The organism is Corynebacterium sp. 045007, assembly GCF_040743205.1.
Classification (GTDB): domain Bacteria; phylum Actinomycetota; class Actinomycetes; order Mycobacteriales; family Mycobacteriaceae; genus Corynebacterium; species Corynebacterium jeikeium_D.
Window position 1 is genome coordinate 1 of record NZ_JBFLKW010000012.1, and the last position, 26,168, is coordinate 26,168.

The window sequence follows — 26,168 nt, forward strand, 5'->3', positions numbered from 1 at the left end:
ACACCGACTACACCCACTCAATCGGCATTCAAAAAGGCCAAATCTAACCCCCGCGACACGCCGAGCCAGACACACATTTTGACCCTTAACCCACCAAAAGCAAAAAACGCCAGCTCCAACCGGAACTGGCGTTTAGAATTGCGACCCTGACGGGACTTGAACCCGCGACCTCCGCCGTGACAGGGCGGCGCGCTAACCAACTGCGCCACAGGGCCATCATGATTTTTAGTGGTACTCCCAACGGGATTCGAACCCGTGTTGCCGCCGTGAAAGGGCGGAGTCCTAGGCCTCTAGACGATGGGAGCCCGACTTAACGCTGCAAAGAGTTGCCCACTCAGTGGCACACTCCGCGTACACCTGCAGTGTATGAACATTGCATTTGCGCGCGCTCTTGGCAACGTAAAGAACTATAGAGGATAAGTACCCTTTTCCCAAAATCCACGGTTGAACTGGAGTTTCTTACTATTTCCGCGGACGCTACTAGTACTCAGATAAGCTCGCAACTATGGCAATTCCGGATTTCATTGTTCAGCTCCGTGAAAAAGTGGGCCACGCTCCGCTCTGGCTCCCCGGTGTCACGGCTATCGTCATTCGCGATGTTCCGCCGAATGCACCGATGTACGCCTTGCCCGAGGTCTTGCTGGTTCGTCGCTCCGATAATGGTGAATGGACCCCAGTCACCGGAATTATCGACCCGGACGAGCAGCCTCACGACGCCGCCGTGCGAGAGGTAAAGGAAGAAACGGGACTCGATGTCACAGTTGAGGCCCTGCTTGGAACTGGCGCCGTTGGCCCTATCGAACACCTCAACGGCGATGTTTCCTCATATCTGGATATCTCCATGCGCTGCAGTGTTGTTGGCGACGACGTCCCCTATGTCGCTGATGATGAATCCACTGATGTCGGATGGTTCCAGATCTCACAGATGCCACCGATGAAGCCACGCTTCCGCTTGATAGTCGCCGATGCAGTGGCGCAGCTTAAGCACCCGGCGGGCTTCAAGCCACGGATGGGCTACCACAAGCGGGAGAAGTAGGTGCCACAGAGGGCAAATACAGGCAAGATACTACAAAACCCCAGGCTGTTGATGACCTGGGGTTTTGCGTGCTTGTGGGCCCTGCGGGGCTCGAACCCGCGACCTGCGGATTAAAAGTCCGTAGCTCTACCAGCTGAGCTAAAGGCCCGCGCAACAAAATAGCCTAGCAATTACGCGCTTGTTTTTAATAATTGCCCTCCGGAGTTTTGCCCTGCCCGCGTCGATAAGTTCACACCCCGGAACTTTTTACCCCTCCTGTCCGACTGAATTAATAAGCAGGAATACTGCGGGCACTTGATGCAGGCTTCGACAAATCCGACGAAGTACACGCATCGTTTATGTCTACTTTTTCAGTCGAGGAAACATGGATGTCGTCGATATATCTCGTTGGCAATTTGGCATAACCACCGTCTACCACTTCATTTTTGTCCCACTGACAATTGGTCTAGCTCCGCTCGTCGCGCTCATGCAGACACTGTGGGCCACGACGAAAAATGACCTTTGGTACCGAGCGACGCGGCTTTTCGGCACCATCTTCATTATTAACTTCGCCATGGGCGTAGCCACGGGTATCGTCCAGGAATTCCAGTTCGGTATGAACTGGTCGGAGTACTCCCGCATGATCGGTGATGTCTTCGGCGGCCCGCTGGCTCTTGAAGGCCTCATCGCATTCTTCCTGGAATCCACTTTCCTGGGACTGTGGATTTTCGGCTGGGGGCGTATTCCCACCTGGATGCACACGCTCTCGATTTGGATTGTCGCTATTGCGGTGAATATCTCGGCGTATTTCATCATCGTCGCCAATTCGTTCATGCAGCATCCTGTAGGCGCGGTCTACAACCCGGAAACCGGCCGCGCAGAGCTTACAGACTTTGGCGCACTGTTGACCAACTCCACTGCCTTGGCAGCTTTCCCGCATGCCGTGGCCAGCTCTTTCCTTACCGCCGGCACGCTCGTTGTCGGCGTCAGTGGCTGGTGGCTGGTTCAGAGCCGCCGCGGTGGCCAGAGCAATACTGTTCACGAACGGACGTTTCACAAGTCCATGAAGGTCGGGCTCTGGACAACTGTGCTCAGCTCGCTGGCGGTGTTTATCACCGGCGATATCCAGGCCAAGCTTATGTTCGAGCAGCAGCCGATGAAGATGGCATCGGCCGAGTCCCTGTGCCACACGCAGACAGATCCAATGTTCTCGATTCTGACCGTCGGTACGCACAACAATTGCGACTCGGTGCTGCATCTCATCGAGGTGCCATGGGTGCTGCCTTTCCTGGCCGAGGGCAAGTTCAGTGGCGTCACGCTCCAGGGCGTGCAGGACCTGCAAGAAAAAGCTGAGGCGGTCTTCGGCCCAGGCAATTACTCTCCGAATCTGTTCGTCACATACTGGTCTTTCCGCGCCATGATTGGGCTCATGGTCGGTTCTCTGGCTATCGCGTTTTTCGCTTGGCTATTTACTCGCAAGGGGCGCGTGCCGACGGGCAAGCGAGCCCGCATTTTCGCCGCTTGCAGTATCCTCGCGATTCCGTTCCCGTTCTTGGCCAGCAGCGCTGGCTGGATCTTTACGGAGATGGGCCGTCAGCCCTGGATTGTGCACCCGAACCCGGATCACGCGGGCGACCCGCGCACCGAGCTGATTCGCATGACCGTCGATATGGGTGTGTCCGACCACGCACCGGCCACGGTGATTATCACCCTGGTGGGCTTTACCCTGCTCTACCTGATTTTGGCAGTGGTGTGGTTCTGGTTGATTCGCCGCGCAGTTATTGCCGGACCTCCGACCGAATCCGCTGAGGCTATCAACGCCATCGGCAATGACCCCGAGCACGCTGGCCCGTCGTCACCAATCGCTACCAATCTGGGCGCGATCATCTCGTCTCCGGTTCGATTCAACAAGGTCCATGCCCAGTCCGCTGCCAGCCCCGACTCCGAAGTCTCCGCGACTGAGGACACAAAGTAGATAAGGATGTATCTCTGACATGTTCGGATTAGATCTTCCCGTTTTGTGGTTTATCCTGATCGCGTTCCTCTTCGCTGGCTACTTCCTGCTCGAGGGCTTTGACTTCGGCGTCGGAATGCTGCTGCCGTTCGTTGGCCGCGATGAACCGCGTCGTAAAGCGATGCTCGGAACTATCGGGCCGGTATGGGACGGCAACGAAGTGTGGCTAATTACCGCTGGCGGCGCGCTCTTCGCGGCATTTCCGGAATGGTATGCGTCCATGTTTTCCGGCTTCTACCTGCCGCTCTTCCTGATTCTGGTGGCGTTGATTGTCCGTATTGTCGGGCTGGAATGGCGCTTCAAAGTCAACGATGAGCGCTGGCGCGCCTGGTGCGACCGCGCAATCATCTTCGGCTCCTGGTTGCCGCCGATTCTGTGGGGCGTAGCGGTCGCGAACCTGGTGCGTGGTGTCCCGCTGAATGCCGACAAGAACTTGGACTCCGGCTTTAGTACCCTGCTCGGGTTGCTGAACCCGTACGCCCTGGTCGGCGGGATTGCGTTTGCGGCTGTGTTCGCTCTTCACGCAGTTACGTTCCTGCGGCTGAAGACCGCCGGCAAGCTACGCGACGAGGTCGGCAACGCCGCTCGAATTCCGGCACTGTCGGCGCTGATATTTGGCGGCGTGTTCCTCATCTGGACACAGCTGGGCTACGGAAAGACCTGGCTGTGGGCTGTTGTCGTCATCGCCGTCGCGGGGTTGGTCATTGCCATCTCCGCAACCGTAGGCAACCGCGATGGCATCGCTTTTTCCGCAACCGCGGTCACCGTAGTCGCCGTCACCACCGTTGTCTTCGGCGCCATGTACCCGTATCTGATGCCGACGACGCTTGCCGACGGCGTTTCCCTCGATATCTGGAATTCCGCCTCTAACCCTTACACGCTGAAAATCATGACCTGGACCGCGCTGGTGATTACCCCACTGGTGATTGCCTACCAGGCGTGGACATACTGGGTATTCCGCAAGCGGTTGATGGCTGAACGTAGGGTCTCGCAGTAGACCGTCCGTTGGAGGTTAGTTTCTAAAAAGTGGCACCTGTCGATCCGAAACTATTCAAGCTGTCGGCCCCAGCCTGGCGTTGGGTCATTTTCGCGGGCGCACTGACCGCCGCGAGCACAGGTGCCACAATCGCGTTGGGGCTGGCAATCGGCACTATTACGGCGCAGGTTCTGGGTGAGGCAACTCCTAATTGGACATTATTCGCGCTGATAGCCACGGCCGCTGTATTCGTTCGGGTGGCCTGCTCCTACGCGCTCGTGCGTTTCGGCCAATCTGCGGGTGCACGCGTGGCCACAGACCTGCGCAGCCGGGCACTGCGAGCCCTGGCTCTGCGCGATCCTCGCACTGTCGACACCGTGCACTGGCGCGCATTGCTTTCGGTCGGGCTCGATGGTGTGGCCGTCTACGTGGCGGAATTCCTCCCCGCACTGGTGGCCGCAGCGCTGGCTACCCCGATGGCACTGGCCGCGGTCGCTTGGTTGGACCTCCCATCTTTTGCCATCGCGGTTGTCACGCTGCCTCTTATTCCGCTGTTCATGTGGCTGGTAGGTCGCCTCACTGAGGGCCGCACAGAACGTCGTCTGGCCGACATCGGCACCGTGCGTGGCCAAATCCTCGACCTGGTCATCGGCCTGCCAACTCTCAAAGCGCACAACATGGCCGATGCCCCCAGCGAGGAAATCAAGCGCCTGTCGGCCCGCCACCGGAAATCCACCATGGAGGTCCTGCGCATCGCTTTCCTCTCCGCGGCGGTCCTGGAATTCCTCGCCACCCTGTCAATTGCCCTCATCGCCGTCGGCATCGGTTTCCGACTTCTGGGAGGCCACATGACACTGGCGACCGGCCTGGCAGTGCTCATCATCGCCCCAGAAATCTATGGCCCGGTGCGCCAGGTTGGCCAGAAATTCCACGCCGCCCAGGACGGTGTGGTCGCTGCCACCGAAGTCACGGAACTGTTAGACAAGGACGCTGGCCAGACTCCAAACTCCACAGACACCACCTCTGAAACTGTGGAAGAGGTGGCCGAAGGAACGTCGTCAAGCAGTGTCCACAGCGCCCCCACGGTCGTGTTCGAACGCCTTTCCGCGCCGGGGCGAGACGGCGTGCGGCCAAGTGAATTAAGCGCCATCGCGCAGCCAGGCACAGTGACGGTGCTGGCGGGGCCGAACGGCGTGGGCAAGACGACAGCGCTGCTTGCGGTCGCCGGCATCGTGCACGAGGGGTTGGAAGGCTCCGTAACTATTCGCGACGGCCAGCGCATTCTCCGTGACCAGGATCTGCTGCGGCGCATCGCGTGGCTGCCCCAGCGCCCAGTGTTGGACGCAGCGACGGTGGGAGACAATTCGCGGCGCTCGCTCGGGCAACGTCAGCGGGAGGCGCTTCGGCGCGAGCTTGCCGACGACACCCGCGACCTCGTCCTCCTCGATGAACCGACAGCTCACCTGGATGCCGACAGTGCGCAGTCCGTGATTAGGCTCCTGCACGCACGTGCCCGGCGCGGAGCCACAGTGATTGCCACCAGCCATGATCCGCTGTTGATTGCGGCCGCCGACGGCGTGGTGGAGGTGCAGTCGCGATGACTACTCTGCAAGCGCTTCGTCGCCTGGTGAAACCCCGCGACCTGGTGTGGCCGGTGTTGGCGGGCATCATCACGCTGCTGTCCGCGCTGAGTCTGACCGTGGTGTCGGCGTGGCTGATTACGCGTTCTTGGCAGATGCCACCGCTGATGGACATCACCTTGGCGGTGACGTCTGTGCGCGCGCTGGGTATTTCGCGAGCTGCGTTTCGATACCTCGACCGGTTGGTCTCCCACGATGTGGCGTTGCGCACCGCCGAGCGCTCGCGCGTGAAGCTATGGGAGCATTTCGTGGCCGACCGTACGCTGGCGCTGCGTGAGCGTTCCGATATTGTCACAGCGCTTGGGGCGAATATTGACGCACTTGCCGATGCCGTCGTGCGATCAATAGTGCCCGCATTGGTGGCGCTGATGACCTCTCTCATCGCCGTCATTTTTGTGGCTCTACTCTCGCCTGCCGCTGCGGTTCTCCTGGCGGTGGGACTGCTTCTGGCCGGCGGTGTTGCTCCTTACCTGACGTATCGCACCACTGCGCGCTCAAGTCAGCGTCGCGCGGCCGCGCTTCAGTCGCATGCCGCTGCCGTCGAAGCGCTGCTTTCCGACGCCGCCGGCCTGCGTATCCACGGCCAGTTGGATGAGGCAGTCTCTGCCGCGTCATCCTCCAGCAAAACGGTTGCGGCCATCGATGACGCCGCAGGTCGAGCAAATGCCCGCGCCTCCGCACTGAGCACCGCGGCTAGCGTGTTGACCGCTGTCCTGACCGTGGTCGTAGCGTCGTGGTTAGTGACGGATTCGGCCGGGGGCGCTGGCGGCGGTTTGCTGCACTCTCCCGAGTGGCTGACGGTTCTGGTTCTGGTGCCGCTGGCGGCTTTTGAGTCGGTTGGTCCGCTGCCAGCTGCTGCGCAAACACTGGCGCAATCGAGGGAAGCCTTGCTGACGCTCGCGTCAAGTGCGAGTGAATCAGGGGAAGCGGATGCCATGCGCTCAGCCCCAGTCCCCACAGCGCCAATCCACACGTCCCCGCTCGCTCAGAACCACCTGACAGTTCGGCCAACTCTGCAGGTTCAAGACTTAATCGTGGGCTACCCCGACGACAACAGTTCGAATACTGCGGAAGAGCCCGCTGCCCAGCCAGCTCAACTGCCGATGCAAAACTTCGAGGTCACCTTTGGCGACTACCGGGAGATCACGGCGCCGTCGGGAAGCGGAAAGACCACGCTGCTGAAGACAATCGCCGGACTAATCCCGCCGGTTGCGGGCACGGTGACTATCACTGACGGAGACGGACGTGAGCTGTGGCGCAGTGCGGCAAGTGCCGGAGAGCCCCACGTAAACACGGAGCAGTGCGACTTGGTGCGTTTTATCGCCGAGGATGAGCACATTTTCGCCACGACGGTGCGGGACAACATCTCTATTGGTAACCCGCAGGTCAGCGACGATGACATCTACTCCGTACTGGACGCCGTGGGCCTGCGCAATTGGGTCGATGCCGCACCCGACGGCCTGGACACGATTCTGGACAGCGGCGCGGACAGTCTCTCGGGTGGTCAGCGGCGCAGGCTCATTCTCACCCGGGCACTTGTCAGCACAGCGCCAATCCTGCTTCTCGACGAACCCACCGAACACCTCGACGAAGAGTCGAACCACATCCTGGAAATTCTTCGGAATACCACCGACCTGCCCGGTGGGAGGGGTCGCCGGACGGTGATCGTCGTCAGGCATCCGCGGACGCAGCGCTAACCGGGGCGATTCAACCGGCCGCCCAAAACAGATTCGAAAACGGCAGTTCAGCGTGACACAATACTGTACGTGTTAGATACCTCCACGAGTCCACTCAGCGCCGCCAAGCCCGCCGATGCCACGTCCGCGCACATGCACATCGGCCCCTTTGAGCTCGCTTCCCCCGTGGTACTCGCTCCGATGGCCGGTGTCACCAACGTGGCATTCCGAACGCTGTGCCGCGAGCAGGAGCTGCAGCGTACAGGCACGGTCTCGGGCCTCTATGTCTGCGAGATGGTCACCGCGCGAGCACTGGTCGAGCACAACGAGAAGACCATGCACATGACCACCTTCGCGCCTGACGAAAACCCGCGCAGCCTGCAGCTCTACACCACTGACCCGAAGTGGACCTACGAGGCCGCAAAGATGATTGTCGACGAAAACCTCGCCGACCACATCGATATGAACTTCGGCTGCCCGGTACCGAAGGTCACTCGCAAGGGCGGCGGCTCGGCACTGCCGTATAAGCGCCGTCTCTTCGGCAACATCGTCGCCGCAGCGGTAAAAGCCGCTGAGGGCACGGACATCCCGGTGACCGTGAAATTCCGCGTCGGTATCGACGACGAGCACCACACGCATCTCGATGCCGGCCGCATCGCCGCTGAGATGGGCGCCCAGGCTGTGGCTCTGCATGCCCGCACCGCAGCGCAGCGCTACTCCGGCCACGCTGACTGGTCGCAGATCGCGCGGCTGAAGGAGCACATGGTCGACTCCGGCTACAGCGATATCCCGGTGCTTGGCAACGGCGACATCTTTGCCTCCACCGATGCCCGCAAAATGCTCGACGAGACCGGCTGCGACGGTGTCGTCGTCGGTCGCGGCTGCCTTGGCCGCCCGTGGCTGTTCGCGCAGTTGTCCGCCGAGCTGCGTGGCGAAGAAGTGCCGCCGGCACCAACATTTGGTGAGGTCGCGGGGATTATCCGTCGTCACGCGGAACTGCTCGTGGAGCACGAGGGCGAACGTAAGAGCTGCCGCGACCTGCGCAAGCACATCGCCTGGTACCTGCGCGGTTACCCTGCCGGCAGTGAGGTGCGGAAGTCTCTTGCGCGCGTCGATTCGCTGGCAACGCTCGACGAGATTCTCGCACCGCTTTACGACGGCCCCAGCGCCCACGCCCGCCCGGAGGACGCCGACGGCGCCCGCGGCCGACAGGGGTCCCCTGCAAAGGTGGTCTTGCCGGAGGGCTGGCTGGACGACCCGGAGGACGACACCGTGCCCGAGGGCGCGGAGATTATGCACTCCGGTGGCTAAGCTTCGGTTCTGAGCGAGTGTTTACATAACTTTACGAGGGGTAATTGGGGGCTCCCCACTAACGCGCGACGTTGTTGAGGATTGCCTACTATGGAACGCATGCGCACTGTCTACCGAGAACAAATGGACAACTTGGCCCACAGCCTGATTGTGATGTGTGACCGAGTTGGCTCCATGCACAAGCTTGCGAACAAGGCCCTCTTTGAGGCTGATTTAGTCTCGGCTGAAACCGTTCTTTCCCAGATTGATTCTCTCGACGACCTGCGCCAGGATGCGGAGCAGCGAGCCTTCGAGCTGTTGGCCCGCGAAGCTCCTGTGGCTGGTGACCTCCGACAGATTGTCAGTGGCCTCTACATTGTCGAGGACATCTCCCGCATGGGCGCGTTGAGTGTGCATATTGCCAACGTTGCCCGGCGTCGCCACCCGAACAAGGCACTGCCGGAGCCCGTGGAGGGGTTCTTCCGCGAGATGGCCTCCGTATCTGAGCAGATGACGCACGAAACCCGTCAGGTGCTCATCGACTACGACGTTGACCAGGCATTGGCCTTGGATAAGACCGATGACAGCATCGATGACATTCACCAGCACCTGTTTACGCTGACCAACGACGATAATTGGCCGCACTCCCCTGCGCAGACAGTGGATGTCACCCTGCTGAGCCGCTTCTACGAGCGCTACGCGGATCACGCCGTCGAGGTTGCCGCCCGAATTATTTACCTGGCCACCGGTTACAAGCGCGATGTCTACCTGGACAAGCTCGAGGATGAGCGCGACCAGCGCAGCTTTAACCAACGCCTGCAGGCCTTGGAGCGTCACCTGCGGATGTAGGTTCGTGAAGCTGCAGGCTGTTGGGAGGCTGGGTGTTGGGCTGCTCGGCGGGCTGGGTGTTGGAGGGGGGGTGGGTGTTGGGCTGAGCTCTAGGGATGTTGGGGGTGGCTGCTGGCCTGGGGCGCGAGTTTTTAGGCCGGAGTGGAGCCGTTTTTAAGCCACACTGGGCTAAACACTGCCCCAGCCACAACACCGCCCCAGCCACAACACCGCCTCAAACCGAGAAACTGACTAGGTTTATGACACTTTACTGCGAGTAAACGTTATTCACCTGTCATAAACCTAGTCAGTAACTGTTTGCGCGATCACTTTTCGCGTTAGATGTCTGGAGAATGCCGATTCTTATATCGTGTCCATCCCCACGACCCAAGAGTCAGCCGCCACTCAAGAGACAGCAACAAAAGACTTCTTTGACATTAAATCTGGGGTGACTGCCAGAACACCCTGGTCTGCCCCATCAATGGGCACAACAATCACCACGTTACCTGCGATTTCACCGTTCTCATACACCGTCTCGAGGGTGTCAAACTCGTCAGGCGCCACCGCCCAAAGCTCCGTTTCGTCCGTGGTTTGGCCACCTGCAGTTACATAATTAATACCAAGCCAGGAACTCTGCCCCTGAGGGTCATTCCCCTTGTACTTTGCAGTAACATGCACAAGTCCGTATACAAACCCCTCTGGAGCAGGGTCATTGAACTGATTTTCCGCCAGAACCTCATCGTTAGCGTTTAGATTTACGCTATCGATAGTAATGGCCCACTGCTCACTTTCGATGGTCGTTCCAATCGGCAACGGATTCTCCCGACTACTGCCCACAGCACCAGAATCGGAAGAATCAGATTTGCTTCCATCCGGGCTAGAGGCAGTCGTATCCCGATTGAACGCATCATCCACGGCATTGCCTACCGAAGAAACAAATACAATTGGCGCAATGAGCAATCCCAACACAGAAAGAATCAGAGCGATAAGAGCTGGTTTTTTGGTAGTTGCGCGCTGAAACAGTCCGACGACCGATAAAATAAATGCAACCGGTAGCGCCACCCAACCAATAATCAAAGCCCCCGGGATACAACCGAGTAAACCAATAATCGCAACTACAAGTGCAATGTAACCGACAATTGGCTTCGGCGCTTTCTCTTCGGCGATTACTGGCCAAGATTGCTCACCCACAGGGGAAAACTGAGGATTGAACTGCGCGTTTTGCTGGTTATCCATAATTGAATAACTCCTATGTAAATATATTTACCCAGATCCCTCTACAGTTTTCCGGGGGACGCTCGATTGCGTCTTCGGAAGATTACCCCGCCCGATAACAAACAGACAATTCCGCCCCAAAACAAACATTATTTTCACCCCCGGCCCCACACCGAAACAAACAGCAATCTCATAAACTGCAACAACAATAAGAGCCCCGTACCTCGCGTGAACACGCGTGAAGTACGGGGCTCTTTTTGGCTTATTACGGCATACGCAAAGCGTTTAACCGAAGCGACCGGAGATGTAGTCCTCGGTTTCCTTCTTGTCTGGATTCTCGAAGATCTTCTTGGTCGGGCCAACCTCAACCAGGCGACCCGGCTTACCGGTTGCCTCGAGGGAGAAGAATGCGGTCTGATCGGACACACGAGCTGCCTGCTGCATGTTGTGGGTCACGATGACGATGGTGAATTCTTCCTTCAGCTCATGAATCAGGTCCTCGATTGCCAGAGTGGAAATCGGGTCCAGTGCGGAACACGGCTCGTCCATCAGCAGAACTTCCGGCTCAACTGCAATTGCGCGTGCGATGCATAGACGCTGCTGCTGACCACCAGAGAGGCCGCCACCCGGCTTGTCCAGGCGGTCCTTGACCTCATCCCAGAGGTTGGCGCCGCGCAGGGACTTCTCGGCAACCTCCTGGAGATGAGCCTTGTTCTTAACACCAGCCAACTTCAGGCCAGCCACGACGTTGTCCTCGATGGACATGGTCGGGAACGGGTTCGGGCGCTGGAACACCATACCGATGGTGTTACGAACAGAGACCGGATCGATCTTCGGGCCATAGATGTTTTCGCCGTCGAGAAGCACCTCGCCAGTGACGTAGGCACCCGGGATGACCTCGTGCATACGGTTCAGCGAACGGAGCACGGTGGACTTACCACAGCCGGACGGGCCAATGAATGCGGTAACGGAACGTGGCGGGACGTGCAGGTCGACGTTCTGCACAGCGTGGAAATCGCCGTAGTAGATGTTGACATCGTTAAGGTCTAGGCGCTTAGCCATGGTCTTTCAAAAACCTTCCTTGAAATAGCGGACGTTAGGCGCCCAGCATTAACTGCTCTTGACGGAGAACTTGGCGGATATGACGCGCGCCAGGATATTGATGAGGGCAATGATGAGAACCAGCGTGAGCGCTGCGCCCCACATCTTGTCGAATGCCGCACCGGTATTACCGGCCTTGTACATGTCCAGCATGAACAGCGGCAGCGAGGACTGCGACTGGCCGAACGGGTTATAGGTGATGATTCGCGAGGTTGCAACCAGGATCAGCATCGGTGCGGACTCACCCATGACGCGGGCGACGGCCAGCATGATGCCGGTGACGATGCCCGACAGTGCGGTCGGGAGCACGATTTTCAAAATGGTCTTCCACTTCGGAACACCCAGAGCGTAAGAGGCTTCACGCAACTCGTGCGGAACGATGCGCAGCATTTCCTCGGTGTTGCGCACGACGATCGGCAGCATCAGCAGAACCAGCGCCAGCGAGACAGCGAAACCGGAACGGCTCATGCCGAACATGACCACCCACATCGAGTAGATGAACAGCGACGCGACGATCGACGGCACACCGGAGAGGATGTCGACCATGAAGGTGGTGACCTTGCCCAGACGGGAGTTACCTGCATACTCGACCAAGTAGATGGCAACGAAGATACCGAACGGCACGGTCATGAGAGTCGTGACCAGAGCCTGAACCAAGGTACCGACGATTGCGTGAGCAACACCACCGGCAGACGCACCAACAGTGACACCACGCTGGGAAGCAGTCCACCACTCACCACTCAGCAGTGACGGGGTGCCTCGGACGACAAGCTCGAAGAGAACCCACACCAGCGGGATCAGGGCAAGAGCCATGCAGCAGTAAATGAGGACCGTGGAGACGTTGTCTGCCACCTTGCGGGAACCCTTAATTTGGGTGAAAGCCGACTCCGTGGTGGGGACCATGTCTGCAGGGCCGTGAGGCGAAGAATCAGTAGTTGAACTAGTCATTGTTACTTCTCGTTTCTTTTCCTACGACCTTGCTACTTCTTCGCAATCATTCGGGCTGCGGAGTTGACCACGAAGGTCAGCAAGAACAGCACCAAACCTGCGGACATGTAAGCGCCGGCCTTGAGGTTGTCATTGAACTCCGGTGCCGCATTAGCAATTGCGGTTGCGAAGGTGGTACCACCGTCGAAAAGCGAGCCACGGAATGCCGAGGACGGGGAGATTACGAGGTACAGAGCCATCGTCTCACCGAGGGCACGTCCCAGACCCAGCATCGAGCCGGAGATAAAACCAGAACGACCGAATGGCAGAATAGCCAGCTTGACCATCTCCCAACGGGTCGCACCGAGAGCCAGCGATGCCTCAATGTGACCACGCGGGGTCTGAACAAAGACTTCACGGGTGGTAGCCGCGATAACCGGCAGAATCATAATTGCCAGCACAATGCCACCGGTGAAGAGGTTTCGACCGGTCTCGAATGCCGGCGAGTTTGGGTACAGGGCAAACATCGGGATAAAGCCCAGCGTCTTAGCCAACCACCCGTACAGACCAGCCAATGCCGGACCGAGAGCCATAAAGCCCCACAGACCGTAAACAATCGACGGCACTGCAGCCAGCAAATCCACGAGGTAACCCAGCGGCTTGACCATCTTCTTTGGCGCATAGGCAGTCAGGAAGATAGCAATACCCAGCGCAACCGGCATAGCCAGAATCAGCGCCAGGATGGAAACCGCGACGGTCACCAGAAACATGTTCGGAATACCGAAGTACATGGCGGAGGTATCCGCCAGGTTCCATCGTTCGGTGTAGGTGAAGAAGTTCGCTTCGTTACGGGACATTGCCGGAACTGCGCGCAGGAGCAGGAACACAGCAATTGCGATGATGGCGGCAGTCACCAATGCGGAAGATCCTACCGCCAGAATCTTGAAGATTCGGTCACCAGGACGAACAACGCCGGTCTGAATGGCTTGCTCTTCCGAGCTCTCGTCGCCGGAGGAATCCACCTGCGGTGCTGAGGACTGCAACAGACTGCTGTCTACAGCCTCCTGCTTCCCTTCAATGGGAGTCGACGAACTCATGATCTCATTTCCTAAGTAGAAGTGATTTGTGCTTCAACGCGCATGAAGACCGATTGGCCTCAGTACCCCTCTACGAGCGGTACTCAATCAACTGAGGTGTCGATATATAAAGCCAACCGGTCTACGTCAGGTTTTCGGCCTACAGCTCAAATCTGCGTGGCCGGCTGAAGTGATCCTCGCGCCAACCGGGTAACGACAGAGCCAACTCTGCTTTCACCCGCGTTGCGCGCAAAGAATTACTTGATAGCGTCAACCGCTGCGGACAGCTTGTCCTTGAACTCACCCTGAACCGGGATGTAACCCAGCTCTTCGAGCTCTGGACCCTGGCCCTCTTCCAGAACAACCTTCAGGAAGTTCTTAACCAGGTCACGAGTCTGCTCGTCGTAACCAGCGGAGCAGACGATTTCGTAAGTGGTCAGAACCAGCGGGTAAGCGCCTTCCTCGTCCATTGCGAACAGAGCGTCGGTGTCAACAACCATGTTGTGACCCTCAGTCTTGAACGTGACGGAATCCAGAGCCTTACCGACGGTGTCGTTGTTCAGCTCAACCGGGCCATGACCGAAGTCCATCTTGGCGATGCCCAGGTCCTTGTCCTCAGCGAAGCCAGCCTCGACGTAGGTGATAGCACCGTCGATGTTGGCGACCTCGTTGACAACACCAGCCGAGCCGTTAGCACCCTGGCCAGTAGCAGTCGGGAAGGACTTGGAAGCCTCGTGCTGCCACTGCTCCGGAGCAGCTGCGCTCAGGAACTTCATGAAGTTATCAGTAGTACCGGACTCCTCAGAGCGGTAGACAACCTTGATGTCCTTCTCCGGAAGATCGACACCTTCGTTGACCTCAGCGATCTTCGGGTCGTTCCACTTGGTGATCTTGCCGTCGAAGATTTCAGCAACCAGAGCCGGGGTCAGAGCGACGTCAACACCCTCGAGGTTGTAGGCAACGGCAACCGGACCGATAACCATCGGCAGGTGCCATGCTTCATTGCCGTCGCAGCGCTTCTTAGCCTCTGCGACCTGGTCCTTGCCGTCCTTCTCCTTCAGCGGGGAGTCAGAGCCAGCGAAAGCAACGGTGCCGGCAATGAACTGAGTCTGACCGGAACCAGAGCCAGATGCGTTGTACGACAGGGTCGAGCCGGTCTCTTCAAACTTGGTGGCAAACAAATCCATGGCGCGCTGCTGCGAGGTAGCGCCCTCGCCCTGCAGCTCACCGGTGACGTCAGCCAGACCCTCAACGTTAGAAGCGCCTTCGCCGCCCTCTTCAGAGCAAGCAGCCAGGGTAAGGCTTGCAACAGCGGCCAAACCAATGACAGATGCCGCACGGTTCTTCTTCAGCACAGTAAATCCTCCGGGGTTTTACACAATGAGTGAAACAGTTCACGTGGAACCGCCACACTCCGGTCCACTGCGCTGAACCTATCTACCGATAGTAACCGGAACCTGTTCAGAACATTAACAATTGGTGAACGGCGCAAGTAATTCTTTATTTATCCTCATTTTCCCTGTAAGAGGCCCTAAAATGCGCCCCTGAAACACTGAGGATTGGACAGCATCTCCTCAAAAACACAAGAATCATTGCCCCCGCGCCAGAGGAAAACCACCTAAAACTGAGATAAAGCTAAGCTCCCCCCTTCAACAACTCACCTTCAATAACTCCCCCAATAAACCGAACCGTCGCATCTACGCGCCGTACATCACATCACGGCGGGCCACCTCGAAACCGACCGCACGGTACGTGCGCACTGCCGGCGCATTGTCGCCTTCGACATAGAGAATTACCTTTTCCGCTCCCCGGTTTCGGAGATAGGAAAGCCCAACGTTGGTCAGCCATCGTCCGAGACCACGTCCGCGTGCCTTCGAGCTCAGTCCAATCACATACACCTCGCCAGTTGGCACAGACTCCTCGGCATGCCACTTCGTCCAGTGGAAACCGCAAATCTCCTCCGCACTGTCGCGCGCCCCGGCCACATCCGCAGCAAAGAACACGCCCTCCGGGTCGAACCACTGCACGTTCCGAGCGCGATCGAGTTGTGGCTGCGACCAACCTCCCTGCTCCGGATGCCAGTCAAACGCCTCATTATTCACAGCCAACCACGCCCGATCCACGGCCGCCTCACCCCACTTCGCGCGTGCCGCAGTCAGGGTTAGCGCTTCAACATCATCGCGCTTATCGACGGCCCCCGCAGCCTTCTCCAACGCTGAGCCCGAAATGGACATCTGTAACAGCTCGCGGATGACCTTGCGTCCCGTCAACTCTGCCAAACGACTGGCACCGGCGACATCTCCGTGAGCCCAGATAGGCAGGCGCTCGCCAACCTCAGCATCGATGTGCGCTAGCAGCTTCGCCCCCACTCCTTGCTTACGAAACTCCGGGTCAACAGCCATTTCCACAGCATCTGGCGCAACGGCTGCCAGGCCCAAGTAACGACCGTTCTCAATAATCGCAAAGTGTCGATGCCCGAAAGATTCGTCGTCAAGCCCTCGGACGAAAGCCTCGCCGAACGCCTCCACGCCGTCGGTGGAGTGGGCGTGCTGCAGCAGCGTACTGGCGGCGATGGTGTCTACGTCAAGCAGTTCGGTTACGTTCATACGCCCCACCCTATACACAGCAGCGAATTCAACACTTCCCCGATGTCGTCTGAGCCAAAAGCGATGGGGTACTAATAGAGTGTGTCCATTTCCCGACGACAGAAGAAGATTGGTGGCTCCATCCTCGCCGTTGCCGCGCTGGTAATCGCCACCGACATGGGCTTCGCCAGCCATGCGGAGTACAAGCTCTCCGAGCATATTCAGGAGACTGCTCAGCTGGAGATGACCCCATACGTCGCCATTGGTGGCAAGGCCTACTTGTCTTCCTTTGTTACGGGTAAGTGGAGCTCCGTAACCTCGCGCATCCGCGATGTCGAGGTGCCCGACTTCGGCTTGGTATCTCTGGAGTACGGAGCTTCCAACGTTAAGATTCCGGCATCGGCAGTGCTCAGCGGTAATTTCCCAGAATCGCCGACGAAGCAGTACTTCACTAAGCTCTCGCTCGACGGTGTCTCTCTGGGAAACAAGCTGGGACTGACCGATTTGAGCATCCAGAGCCTGAAGGACTCCTCCCCCACCGGCGGCTGGGAGACTGAGGCTATCTTCGAGGCCACGCCAGCCGGATGGCAGGGAAAAACCCAGGTTACGGCGAAGTTGCGGATTGTCAGCCGCGACGTGGTCATTACGCCGATGGAGATCATTTCTGCGCCCTCGTCCCCAACGGATTCTAAGAACCACGTCAAACCTGAGCTGTCTGAGGCTGATACGCAGCACATTATGGACACCTTCGCTCTGACACTGCGGGATTCAGATATACCGATGGGCATGCCGGCGACTCGCGTGTACGTGTCGGGCGGTTCTATCACCATCGAAGGCGAACAGATTCTGTGCACCGTGTCGCCAACAAACTTCATGCCGCCGACATCCCAGCAGGATGCCGAGGCGTCAGCTCAATCCACGGAGAAGCTGCCGGAGAAGAACTGTCGGGTGCGTCGCTAAGGCCGTCGTCAAGCATCGCCGTTAAGCGTCGTTGCAGCGTTAGCACCATGCGACAACAGCCCATACATGGCCACAAGAGCTTCAGCGGTAGAGTGTGAAGCATGACCGAGAAGAATGGCAGCAACCAGACAGACGCCGCTGCACAGGAGCCTGCAGCTGCGGAAGCCCCTCGCCTCGACGGCAACGAGGCCATCAACCGCGCGGCCGAACAGGCCAAGAGCACCGCTACGCGCAACATCACTGAGCTTGAGGGGCTCCCGATCCCCGACGAGACCGCTAACCTGCGCTTCGGCCCGAATATTCACGACGGCCTGCTGGCACTACTGCCGCTGGTCGGCGTGTGGCGCGGTGAGGGGCAAGCGAACACTGTCGTCGACGGCGAGTACAACTTCGGCCAGCAGCTCATCTTCAGCCACGATGGCGAGAACTACCTGAAGTATGAGTCGCGCATCTGGAAGCTGGACGAAGAAGGCAAGCCGACCGGTCCCGACCAGCGCGAAACGGGATTTTGGCGCATCAACACCGAGGACGAGATTGAGTTCATCTGCGTCCACTCCACCGGCGTCACTGAGATTTACTACGGCAAGCCGGTCTCCGAGCGCGCATGGGAGCTGCAAGCAGCCTCCACAATGGTCACTGCTACCGGTCCTGCATCCCTTGGCCCGGGCAAGCGCCTCTACGGTCTGATGCCGAACAACGATCTCGGGTGGGTAGACGAGCGCCTGCGGGATGAGGAATTCGCTCCCCGCATGTCCGCGCAGCTCAAGCGCTACGCTGGCTAGGTTCTCCCCGCTTTACGACGGGCGTTGTGGCGCCCTACTGCGGCGCCCAACTGCATCAAGCCCTACTGTTTGGGGCCCTACTGCGTCGCCAGCGCCTTGTCACACAGGTCGCGGAATTCCTTTTCCGCGATTGCATCCGGCTGCCGGATGGGTTCACCATCGATGGACTTAACCACGACCGCGATACGCACCGAAGACACCAGCCATACCGCATCGGCGGTGAATAGGTCCCCGGGCACCAGGACCGTCGGGGTGACTTTCCAGCCGCAGTTGGCGGCTGTTTCAAACAGCGCTGCCTGAGTTGTGCCCGGCAGCACTCCTTCACCGGGGTTGGGAGTCAGCAGTTCATTGCCGCGCTGAACGATGATGGTCGATGTTGGGCCTTCCAAGAGCTTGCCCTCTGCGGACGTGAAGATGACATCGTCAAAACCCTTGGACTTGGCATAGCGCAAAGCGGCCATATTAGCTGCGTATGACAACGTTTTCGCGCCGATGAGCGCCCACGGTGCACGGGAGCCAAGGTCGAGCGAGAAACCGCGCTCTGCAAGCATGACCGATACCGGCTTCAGACGGTTTTCCGCCACCCTTTCCGCAGAGCTAGCCAAAACGTAGCCAGTCGGCTTTCCAGTGGACTCGCGACCACGCGAGTAAACCCACCGCAACGTCGCATCCCCCTCAATTGACCTATCGCGCAACTCCTGTAGTGCGACCTCGGTAGCCGCCCGCCACTGCTGCAGATCTGGGACTGGCAAATCCAGCATTAGTGCTGACGATGCGAATCGCTTCTCATGCCGGTCGGTATTACAGGTATGACCACCCCTGACCAGGAGTGTTTCAAAAACTCCGTCGCCGCGAATAGCTCCGAGATCATCCGCGTAGAGGAACGGCTGTCCTGCCTCGACAGCAATCGGGCCGCCGTCTGCGAAGACGTCGATAAGCACTAGAGAAGAAAGCGAATCCGTCATACACACAAGCTTAATCCATGCTTAATTTGAGGATTTCTGGTTAACATGAGGGAGTGAGTGTTGAGTATGTAAGTCCTTTGATGTCTCACGTGGCTGGCGCCGCTGCCCTCGAACTGGGCGGACAGATGGAAGGTTTGGAGAAGGCCTCAGAGAACGCCCCAGACGGAAACTCAGCGAAAAACGTTGAGCAAACCACAGGGCAAGCTAGCGTGGCATGGCACTACGGCCGTCCGCTGGTAGAGCAACGTCATCTGCAGGAGGACTGCGGAGTAGTAGATCGCTCGTACTACCGCGTTATTGAGGTCACTGGCGAGGATCGCCTGACCTACCTCAACACACTTTTTTCGCAGAAGGTCGACGAAGCCGCTCCCGGCACTGTCACTGAAGCACTGAACCTGGATGCAAACGGTCACGTTCTCCATCACATGACGCTGACTGTTTTGGACGATTCCGTGCTTATCGACGTGCCCCCTTCCGGCTTCGACTCCCTGTTGAAGTACCTGAACATGATGGTGTTCTGGTCCAAGGTGGAAATTGCTGAGGTAGAAAGGGCGATTATTTCCGTCATGGGGCCGAATGCCCCTGAGGTCCTGGTAGCCGCTGGTCTCGCATTCCCGCAGATGGGCAAAGCTACGACTGTGGGACATTCCTACGTCCGGCACCTGCCGTGGCCACGCGGCGGACGTGTGGATGTGCTCGTACGCCGACAGGATTTAGTCGGCGCTTGGGACGCGCTGGTGGCCGCTGGTGCCTCTCCAGTTGGCCTGATGGGCTGGGAGGCCGAACGCGTAGTCTCCTTGCGGCCAGAGCTGGGAATCGACGTAGACGAGAAGATGATTCCGCATGAGGCTCCGCGCTGGATCGCCTCTGAATTCGACACGGCTGCCGTGCACTTGGACAAGGGCTGCTATCGCGGCCAAGAGACGGTATCACGTGTCCACAATGTTGGTCGCTCCCCACGAGTTTTGGTGATGCTGCAGCTCGACGGCTCGGCCACCCTGCCGGAAACCGGCGATCCAGTGATGATGGGCAAGCGCGCCGTGGGCCGCGTGGGCACCGTCGTGCAACATGCCGATTACGGCCCGATTGCTTTGGCTCTGCTTAAACGCTCAGCTCAGGAGCGCGAGGGCCTTGTGGTGGGTGACTGCGCCGTGGCCGTCGACCCTTCCTCCATCGACCGCGTTGAGCAGCTGCCGCCGGGCCGTGTGGCCATCAACCGCCTGCGTGGGAAATAGGTAACAGGAAATAGGTAAAGCCACCAGACAGAGTGGTGAAAAAATAACTTTTTCCATTCTTTTTCAGAAAGGATATTTCCCCAGGCCACAGCATATATTGAGTTGCCTGAGCGCGAGGACACGACCCACTATGGGCCTCCCCGCGTAACCCCTTCGTCTAAAAATCGGCTATGGTGTCTTACAGGAATTAACGCAATAAGACATAAGTGGGTCGGCCGTATCCCCGTGCCGCCCCACGGATTACACAAGGGGGTCAGGCCATGGGTCGCGGCCGTGCGAAAGCAAAGCAGGCGAAGGTTGCCCGTCAGCTCAAGTACGATTCACCAGAAATGGATTTGGAACGTCTGCAGCGGGAACTCGTCGGCAAGTCGAACGAGTCCGATCGAGACGACTATTACTCTGACTGGGAGGAATGGGCCTCAGGCGCTGGTCGCGACAGCTAGCGCAAGCTAACCGCTGTCGTATTTTCCGCAAAGCGTTTCTATTTCAATAAAGCAAGCACCCACCAACGATTCCGTTGGTGGGTGCTTGCTTTGCTTAGTCGACTGCGATTATGTTCGGCCGATTATGTTCGGCCGCGGCGAATCAATCCGAGTTACTGACTGCGTTTATGACAAAAATCGCCCGAAAAACGGCTCGAAAGTGTCATAAACTCATACAGTTTCACATTTGCAGCCCGTGGTTTTCTGGGATCTCCGTTGTGCAACCCGCATCCCGGCCGCCCGTCGCAGTAAACCGACGGCCGGCCGAACCTAGAAGCGCGGGTGGCTGCCGCGCAAAACAGCCCCGTCCTCGCCCGCCTCGCTCTTGCGGACAGTACCCAGCTCCCAAGCGTTGATGTGGCGGGCAGTCAACAGAGCCAGGGCACGATCGCGGTCCTCTGCGGAAACAATCGCAACCATGCCGACACCCATGTTGAAGGTCTTCTCCATCTCCTCGCGGGAGACGTTGCCGAGCTCAGCAATGGTCTTGAAAATCGGACCCGGGGTCCAAGTTGCGCGGCTCATGTCGGCGGTCAGGCCTTCCGGCATGATGCGAACCATGTTGCCAGCCAATCCACCACCGGTGACGTGGCAGAAAGTGCGGACCTCGGCCTCGTTCATGAGAGCCAGGCAGTCCTTCGCATAAATCTTGGTTGGCTCCAGCAGCTCCTCACCGAGGGTGCGCCCGAAGTCCTCGACATAACCGTCGAGCTCCAGACCGGCCTTCTCCAGGAGAACGTAGCGAGCCAGCGAGTAGCCATTGGAGTGAAGTCCAGAGGACTCCATGGCGATAATGACATCGCCCTCACGCACGCGGTCCGGGCCGAGAAGCTTGTCCTCTTCCACGACACCGACGCCGGTAGCGGAGACATCGTACTCACCCGGTTCCATCACACCCGGGTGCTCTGCAGTCTCGCCGCCCAGGAGGGCGCAACCCGCCTGGACGCATCCCTCGGCGATGCCGGAAACAATCTCGGCGACGTGCTCCGGCACGACCTTGCCAATTGCAATGTAGTCCTGCAGGAACAGCGGCTCGGCACCGCACACGACCAGGTCATCGACAACCATGGCGACCAGGTCCAGGCCAATGGTGTCGTGCTTGCCGACGGCCTGCGCCACGGCCAACTTGGTCCCCACACCATCGGAGGATGCGGCCAGCAGCGGCTTTTCGTAGTTGCCCAGTGCAAACAGGCCGGCAAAACCGCCGAGCCCGCCACGGACCTCTGGGCGAGTGGCCTTCTTGGCAATCGGGGCGAATAGTTCAACGGCGCGGTCGCCGGCTTCGATGTCGACACCGGCTGCAGCGTAGGAAGCACCAGAAACGTTCTCGGTCATTAGAGGCTCTCGCTTTAAACTTTCTCCCCCGGGCGGCGTTACTGCCGTATCCGGGAGTATTGGCGGACCGGGAACAAAGCAACGGCTGCAATCCACAGCACCGCTTGCGCTTCGTTCTCGGTTCAGTTCTCGTAGTTCATTCTAAGGAGGTTTCGAGGCTAATTGCTCGTTGCGGCTTTGGCAGCCTGGGCTGCCTGCATCCTCTCCACAGCTGCCGCATTCGGATTGCCTTCCGGCAGCCCCAGTGGATATTTGCCATCGAAGCAGGCACAGCACACTTCGCTCTTTGCCTGTTCGGAAGCGGCGACCATGCCATCGATGGAGACAAATCCCAGGCTGTCGGCGCCAATCGCGGTTGCGATACCGGCGACGATGTCATTCTCATCGACGCCGTTGGCCAACAGCTCGCCCGGAGAGGCGAAGTCAATGCCGTAGAAGCACGGCCATTTCACTGGCGGCGCGGCGATGCGCACGTGCACTTCCTTTGCACCGGCCTCACGCAGCATGCGGATCAGTGCGCGCTGGGTGTTGCCGCGGACGATGGAGTCATCGACCACGACCAAGCGCTTACCGGCGATAACTTCCTTCAGCGGGTTCAGCTTCAGTCGGATGCCCAGCTGACGAATCGTCTGCGAAGGCTGAATGAAGGTACGCCCCACGTAGCCGTTTTTGGTCAGCCCCTGTCCAAACGGGATGCCCGATTCCTGAGCGTAGCCAACAGCGGCCGGGGTACCGGATTCCGGCACTGGCATCACCAGGTCACCGTCAGCCGGGAACTCGCGGGCCAACTGGCGACCCAGCTCAAGACGCACCGCGTTGACGGAGCGACCACGGATGTTGGAGTCCGGGCGGGCCAGGTAGACGTACTCAAAAATGCATCCAGCGTGGGTGGTCTCGGCAAAACGCTGCGAACGCACACCGGAAGCATCAATGGTCACCATCTCGCCTGGCTCGATCTCGCGGACGAACGATGCACCGACGATATCCAGCGCGCAAGTCTCGGATGCGACTACCCAGCCACCGGACAGGCGCCCCAGGCACAGCGGGCGTACACCGTATGGGTCACGCGCGGCGTACAGCGTCTCGCCATCGGTGAAAGTAAGACAGAAAGCACCCTTCAAACGCGGCAGCAGTGCCATCGCGGCCGCTTCTACATTGGTGCTGCAGCCGTAATCTTCGGGGTGGTCAATCTTGCCGGTTTCGTCGGCAAGCAAAGTGGTCATGATTGCGGAGTCACTGGGCAGCTCGCCCTCTTCACGCAGTAAGCCCTTGTCGACCGCCTCATGGAACAGCGTGAGGTGGTTGGTCAGGTTGCCGTTGTGCCCCAGCGCGATGTCCGTGCCGTCGGAGGCCATCTGGAACATCGGCTGTGCATTCTCCCACGCAGGAGCGCCAGCGGTGGTGTAGCGCGTGTGCCCCACCGCTACGTGCCCCTTCAGAGCGTCGAGCGTCTGCTCATCAAAAACCTGGGAAACAAGGCCCAGGTCCTTGAATACGAGAATTTGGTCGCCGTCGCCGACTGCGATACCGGCGGCTTCCTGGCCGCGATGCTGCAGGGCAAACAGGCCATAGTAGGTGAGTTTGGACACGTCTTCGCCAGGTGCCCAAACGCCAAAAACGCCACATTCTTCGCGCGGGGATGTCTCCCCCAAATCGTCGTATGGCGAAATTGGCAAAAGTTTGGTCTTTGGTGCACCTGAAATGTTGGTATCGGCCACGACATTCACACTAATAGCCCCACCCGCCTGGGCACCAATTCAGCATCCCCCCACGGGCTTTAAGAAATGCGCGCCACCGGCAGATGATTCCCAATTTCCGCCGCGCGCGTTCCCGACATATCGATGTGCGCCTGCACCTGCTCTAACGTGATCATTCCGCACGCGAGTCCCAGCCAAATCTCCGGCGACATCTCCACGACATTGGGCGGCGTACCGCGCGTGTGCCTGGGGCCCTCAATGCACTGGACCGCGACGAAGGGCGGCACGCGCACCTCGACGCTATGCCCCGGAGCCTCTTGGGCGAGCATCCGCACGGACAGACGTACCGCTTTGGCAAGGCTCGCACGGCTTAACGACGACCCCTGCGCCCCATCCGGCCCGATGAAGGAGGCAGCCTCTTGGTCAGATAGCAATTCGCGGCCGAGAAGCCGTTGCGCCGCCCAGGGTGCGGCGGTGGAAAGAGCGCTGCGAACGTCGAAAGGCGAGATTTTGGATACCATAACCTCATCCTAGAGTTATGCTTTCATATATGGATACGCAGTCAACTGAAAAAGCTGAACAGGTGCATGCTCCAGCGTCACCATCTCTTGTACTCCGTTTTATGGCATCGCCGACCGATGTCATTATGGCCGGAACCAATTCTGTCCACGGCGGCCGTGTGTTGCAGTGGATTGACAAGGCCGCTTACGCCTGCGCGACCGGCTGGTCGGGACGCTACTGCGTGACTGCGTACTTCGGTCACATTCACTTCACTCGCCCGATTCCCAGTGGCCACATTGTCGAGGTGCGCTCCAAGATTGCGCATACCGGCCGCAGTTCCATGCACATCGTCAACGAAGTGCTCTCGGCTGATCCGCGCGAGGGCAAGTTCACCCGCGCAGCTGACTGCCTGGTGATCTTCGTGGCCATGGATGAAAACGGTAAGTCGACTCCAGTGCCGAAGTGGGTGCCGCAAACGGAGGAAGAAGAGCGCGTTGAGAAGGCCGCTCTTTCCCGTTTTGAGCTTCGCCGCGACATCGAGGCCAGCATGCGCGCGCAGACCTACTCCGCGGACTCTTCCGCACCCGAACTGACCACTCGTTTCCTGGCAAAGCCGACCGATGTTAACTGGGGCGGAAACGTCCACGGCGGCACCGCCATGGAGTGGATCGACGAGGCTGCGACGGCAGTTACCACCAACTGGGCAGGGCGCCAGACCATTTCTGTCTACGCAGGTGGTATTCGCTTCTACAGCCCAATCCACATTGGCGACCTGGTTGAGGTGCGCGCACGCATCCTGCGTACAGGCACGACCTCGATGCACCTGTCGGTGCAGGTCTACTGCTGTGAGCCCCGCAAGGGTGTCGGTGGACTGCGCAAGGCACTGCACTCGACCATGACGTATGTCGCCATTGATGACGATTTCAACCCGCAGCCCGTACCGCACTTCCAGCCGACGACGGATGAGGACAAGCGCCTGCACGCTCACGATCTGTCACTGAAGGCGTTGCGTGACAAGTACAGCCCACTGCCGCTGATTGAGCGCGAACAGGACTAAGCCGCCTGGCTACCCGGCTTCCTGTTTTTCCACCAGATGGATAGGAACATCCAGCCAATCAGCGCGAAGGTGATGTAGGTGACGTACCGGTCAATCGTCTGCAGGGAGCCCTGGATGCTTGGGCCAAACTTCAGGCCCAAGTACAGGTAGAAGCACTTGAGCATTGCGGCACAGAGGAAGAGGTACACGCCTACTACCCAGCCGCGCACCTTCGCAATACCACCGATGGCCACGACAATCGTGGCCGGAATCGGCGAGAATGGCACAAACGATGCCAGCACACTCAGCCCGATGCGTTCATAGATGAAGTTCTCCATCTTCTTAAACCATCGCGGTGGGTGTCCGCCGAAACTCATCGTGATGAATTCCGTGCCCCACTTCTTGCCCATCCAGTAGAAGAACGGCATGAACTTGATTGTCGAAAGCGCCGCAATCACTACAACAGCGAAGAGGAAGAGCGGCCGGTCCTCGTTTTCCGACGCGAGAATCAGCACCGACAGATTCGATCCTGTCAGCCATGTGTGCAAGAACGTGTACTTGAGCAGCAAAACCGCACGGAACGGGATGATTGCAAAGCCATACACGGCAACCAGCATCAGCGCTGCATAGAGAAGCTTGTCTATTTTGTCCGGCTCACGCAGGAAGCTCGGCAAATCCTCACGAGGGTCGTGCTCGGCCTCGTTACGCATGTCGGGTGAAGTCATGAACCACAGTTTAACTGCACGCCCTCTTCTGCAGCAGGAGCCGCAGACTAGGCCATTACGTACGGCTCAGACGCACTCGCCAAGGACGACCGCAGCGCCGCCTACTA

General features: G+C 58.9%; 23 protein-coding genes and 3 tRNA genes. 12 read left to right on the forward strand and 14 right to left on the reverse strand.

The features are described from left to right. Nucleotides 1–141: 141 nt before the first annotated feature. Both AB1Z34_RS07150 and AB1Z34_RS07155 read right to left on the reverse strand, forming a co-directional pair. A tRNA-Asp gene (locus AB1Z34_RS07150) sits at nt 142–215 on the reverse strand. A 14-nt stretch (nt 216–229) separates the two neighbouring features. Next, nucleotides 230–305 (reverse strand) — tRNA-Glu (locus AB1Z34_RS07155). Nucleotides 306–505: 200 nt separating this feature from the next. On the opposite strand from AB1Z34_RS07155, the gene AB1Z34_RS07160 reads away from it, so the two are divergent. After that, nucleotides 506–1,036 (forward strand): NUDIX domain-containing protein, encoded by a 531-nt coding sequence (locus tag AB1Z34_RS07160; protein WP_070643090.1) that lies wholly within the window; start codon nt 506–508, stop codon nt 1,034–1,036. Between the two features lie 75 nt (nt 1,037–1,111). Here AB1Z34_RS07160 and AB1Z34_RS07165 read toward each other — a convergent pair. Continuing rightward, nucleotides 1,112–1,184, reverse strand: a tRNA-Lys gene (locus AB1Z34_RS07165). Between the two features lie 216 nt (nt 1,185–1,400). Here AB1Z34_RS07165 and AB1Z34_RS07170 point away from each other — a divergent pair. The 6 genes from AB1Z34_RS07170 to phoU all read left to right on the forward strand — a co-directional run bounded on the left by AB1Z34_RS07170 (nt 1,401) and on the right by phoU (nt 9,460). After that, complete coding sequence (locus AB1Z34_RS07170; protein WP_070643088.1) at nt 1,401–2,990, forward strand: cytochrome ubiquinol oxidase subunit I; 1,590 nt, start codon at nt 1,401–1,403, stop codon at nt 2,988–2,990. Between the two features lie 19 nt (nt 2,991–3,009). Beyond that, on the forward strand, nt 3,010–4,026 hold the full coding sequence (cydB, locus tag AB1Z34_RS07175) for a cytochrome d ubiquinol oxidase subunit II (RefSeq protein WP_070603972.1): 1,017 nt from the start codon (nt 3,010–3,012) through the stop codon (nt 4,024–4,026). Nucleotides 4,027–4,055: 29 nt separating this feature from the next. Continuing rightward, nucleotides 4,056–5,606, forward strand: a complete 1,551-nt coding sequence (locus AB1Z34_RS07180; RefSeq protein ID WP_149421195.1) for an ABC transporter transmembrane domain-containing protein — start codon at nt 4,056–4,058, stop codon at nt 5,604–5,606. After that, nucleotides 5,603–7,342 carry a thiol reductant ABC exporter subunit CydC gene (gene cydC / locus AB1Z34_RS07185; protein WP_016421376.1) on the forward strand — a complete coding sequence of 580 codons (1,740 nt, stop codon included), beginning with the start codon at nt 5,603–5,605 and terminating at the stop codon, nt 7,340–7,342. The genes AB1Z34_RS07180 and cydC overlap by 4 nt, the downstream gene beginning before the upstream one ends. Before the next feature lie 132 nt (nt 7,343–7,474). Further along, complete coding sequence (gene dusB / locus AB1Z34_RS07190; protein WP_367158146.1) at nt 7,475–8,632, forward strand: tRNA dihydrouridine synthase DusB; 1,158 nt, start codon at nt 7,475–7,477, stop codon at nt 8,630–8,632. A gap of 99 nt (nt 8,633–8,731) precedes the next feature. Further along, nucleotides 8,732–9,460, forward strand: coding sequence for a phosphate signaling complex protein PhoU (gene phoU / locus AB1Z34_RS07195; protein WP_042388895.1), 729 nt, complete (start codon nt 8,732–8,734; stop codon nt 9,458–9,460). A 384-nt stretch (nt 9,461–9,844) separates the two neighbouring features. Here the strand turns inward: phoU and AB1Z34_RS07200 are convergent, their stop codons facing one another. The 6 genes from AB1Z34_RS07200 to mshD form a co-directional block, all read right to left on the reverse strand. Continuing rightward, nucleotides 9,845–10,675, reverse strand: a complete 831-nt coding sequence (locus AB1Z34_RS07200) for a hypothetical protein (RefSeq protein WP_187404516.1) — start codon at nt 10,673–10,675, stop codon at nt 9,845–9,847. A gap of 264 nt (nt 10,676–10,939) precedes the next feature. Further along, nucleotides 10,940–11,716 carry a phosphate ABC transporter ATP-binding protein PstB gene (gene pstB, locus AB1Z34_RS07205; protein WP_016421380.1) on the reverse strand — a complete coding sequence of 259 codons (777 nt, stop codon included), beginning with the start codon at nt 11,714–11,716 and terminating at the stop codon, nt 10,940–10,942. A 48-nt stretch (nt 11,717–11,764) separates the two neighbouring features. Continuing rightward, nucleotides 11,765–12,658 carry a phosphate ABC transporter permease PstA gene (gene pstA / locus AB1Z34_RS07210; protein WP_256881912.1) on the reverse strand — a complete coding sequence of 298 codons (894 nt, stop codon included), beginning with the start codon at nt 12,656–12,658 and terminating at the stop codon, nt 11,765–11,767. A 77-nt stretch (nt 12,659–12,735) separates the two neighbouring features. Continuing rightward, nucleotides 12,736–13,779 carry a phosphate ABC transporter permease subunit PstC gene (pstC, locus tag AB1Z34_RS07215; protein ID WP_049173061.1) on the reverse strand — a complete coding sequence of 348 codons (1,044 nt, stop codon included), beginning with the start codon at nt 13,777–13,779 and terminating at the stop codon, nt 12,736–12,738. A gap of 236 nt (nt 13,780–14,015) precedes the next feature. Next, nucleotides 14,016–15,077, reverse strand: coding sequence for a phosphate ABC transporter substrate-binding protein PstS (pstS, locus tag AB1Z34_RS07220; RefSeq protein WP_224433877.1), 1,062 nt, complete (start codon nt 15,075–15,077; stop codon nt 14,016–14,018). Nucleotides 15,078–15,455: 378 nt separating this feature from the next. Next, nucleotides 15,456–16,364: a mycothiol synthase gene (mshD, locus tag AB1Z34_RS07225; protein ID WP_366966106.1), complete on the reverse strand. Its 909-nt coding sequence runs from the start codon at nt 16,362–16,364 to the stop codon at nt 15,456–15,458. An 81-nt stretch (nt 16,365–16,445) separates the two neighbouring features. Here mshD and AB1Z34_RS07230 point away from each other — a divergent pair, with 81 nt between their 5' ends. Next, nucleotides 16,446–17,303: a DUF2993 domain-containing protein gene (locus AB1Z34_RS07230; protein ID WP_256887281.1), complete on the forward strand. Its 858-nt coding sequence runs from the start codon at nt 16,446–16,448 to the stop codon at nt 17,301–17,303. Nucleotides 17,304–17,404: 101 nt separating this feature from the next. Beyond that, nucleotides 17,405–18,085 (forward strand): FABP family protein, encoded by a 681-nt coding sequence (locus AB1Z34_RS07235; protein WP_367158126.1) that lies wholly within the window; start codon nt 17,405–17,407, stop codon nt 18,083–18,085. Nucleotides 18,086–18,162: 77 nt separating this feature from the next. Here the strand turns inward: AB1Z34_RS07235 and AB1Z34_RS07240 are convergent, their stop codons facing one another. Beyond that, complete coding sequence (locus tag AB1Z34_RS07240; protein WP_367158127.1) at nt 18,163–19,050, reverse strand: aminodeoxychorismate lyase; 888 nt, start codon at nt 19,048–19,050, stop codon at nt 18,163–18,165. 80 nt (nt 19,051–19,130) lie between these two features. Between AB1Z34_RS07240 and AB1Z34_RS07245 the strand changes: the two genes are divergently transcribed. Continuing rightward, entirely contained in the window at nt 19,131–20,285 is a 1,155-nt protein-coding gene (locus AB1Z34_RS07245; protein WP_367158128.1) for a folate-binding protein YgfZ, read from the forward strand. Between the two features lie 260 nt (nt 20,286–20,545). Further along, complete coding sequence (locus AB1Z34_RS07250) at nt 20,546–20,728, forward strand: DUF3073 domain-containing protein (protein WP_005511943.1); 183 nt, start codon at nt 20,546–20,548, stop codon at nt 20,726–20,728. Between the two features lie 309 nt (nt 20,729–21,037). On the opposite strand, the gene purM is transcribed toward AB1Z34_RS07250, so the two are convergent. The 3 genes from purM to AB1Z34_RS07265 all read right to left on the reverse strand — a co-directional run bounded on the left by purM (nt 21,038) and on the right by AB1Z34_RS07265 (nt 24,320). Next, nucleotides 21,038–22,102: a phosphoribosylformylglycinamidine cyclo-ligase gene (gene purM, locus AB1Z34_RS07255; RefSeq protein WP_016421389.1), complete on the reverse strand. Its 1,065-nt coding sequence runs from the start codon at nt 22,100–22,102 to the stop codon at nt 21,038–21,040. 158 nt (nt 22,103–22,260) lie between these two features. Then, entirely contained in the window at nt 22,261–23,778 is a 1,518-nt protein-coding gene (gene purF / locus AB1Z34_RS07260) for an amidophosphoribosyltransferase (protein WP_222865207.1), read from the reverse strand. Nucleotides 23,779–23,879: 101 nt separating this feature from the next. Continuing rightward, a complete protein-coding gene (locus tag AB1Z34_RS07265) occupies nt 23,880–24,320 on the reverse strand; it encodes a sterol carrier family protein (protein ID WP_016421391.1) in 441 nt (146 codons plus the stop codon). A 29-nt stretch (nt 24,321–24,349) separates the two neighbouring features. Between AB1Z34_RS07265 and AB1Z34_RS07270 the strand changes: the two genes are divergently transcribed. Continuing rightward, the gene (locus AB1Z34_RS07270; RefSeq protein WP_016421392.1) at nt 24,350–25,357 is read left to right on the forward strand and encodes an acyl-CoA thioesterase; all 1,008 of its coding nucleotides are present in this window, start codon (nt 24,350–24,352) and stop codon (nt 25,355–25,357) included. Here AB1Z34_RS07270 and AB1Z34_RS07275 read toward each other — a convergent pair. Continuing rightward, nucleotides 25,354–26,061, reverse strand: coding sequence for a hypothetical protein (locus tag AB1Z34_RS07275; protein ID WP_049190233.1), 708 nt, complete (start codon nt 26,059–26,061; stop codon nt 25,354–25,356). The two genes, AB1Z34_RS07270 and AB1Z34_RS07275, sit on opposite strands and share 4 nt — an antisense overlap. Nucleotides 26,062–26,168 lie beyond the last annotated feature (107 nt).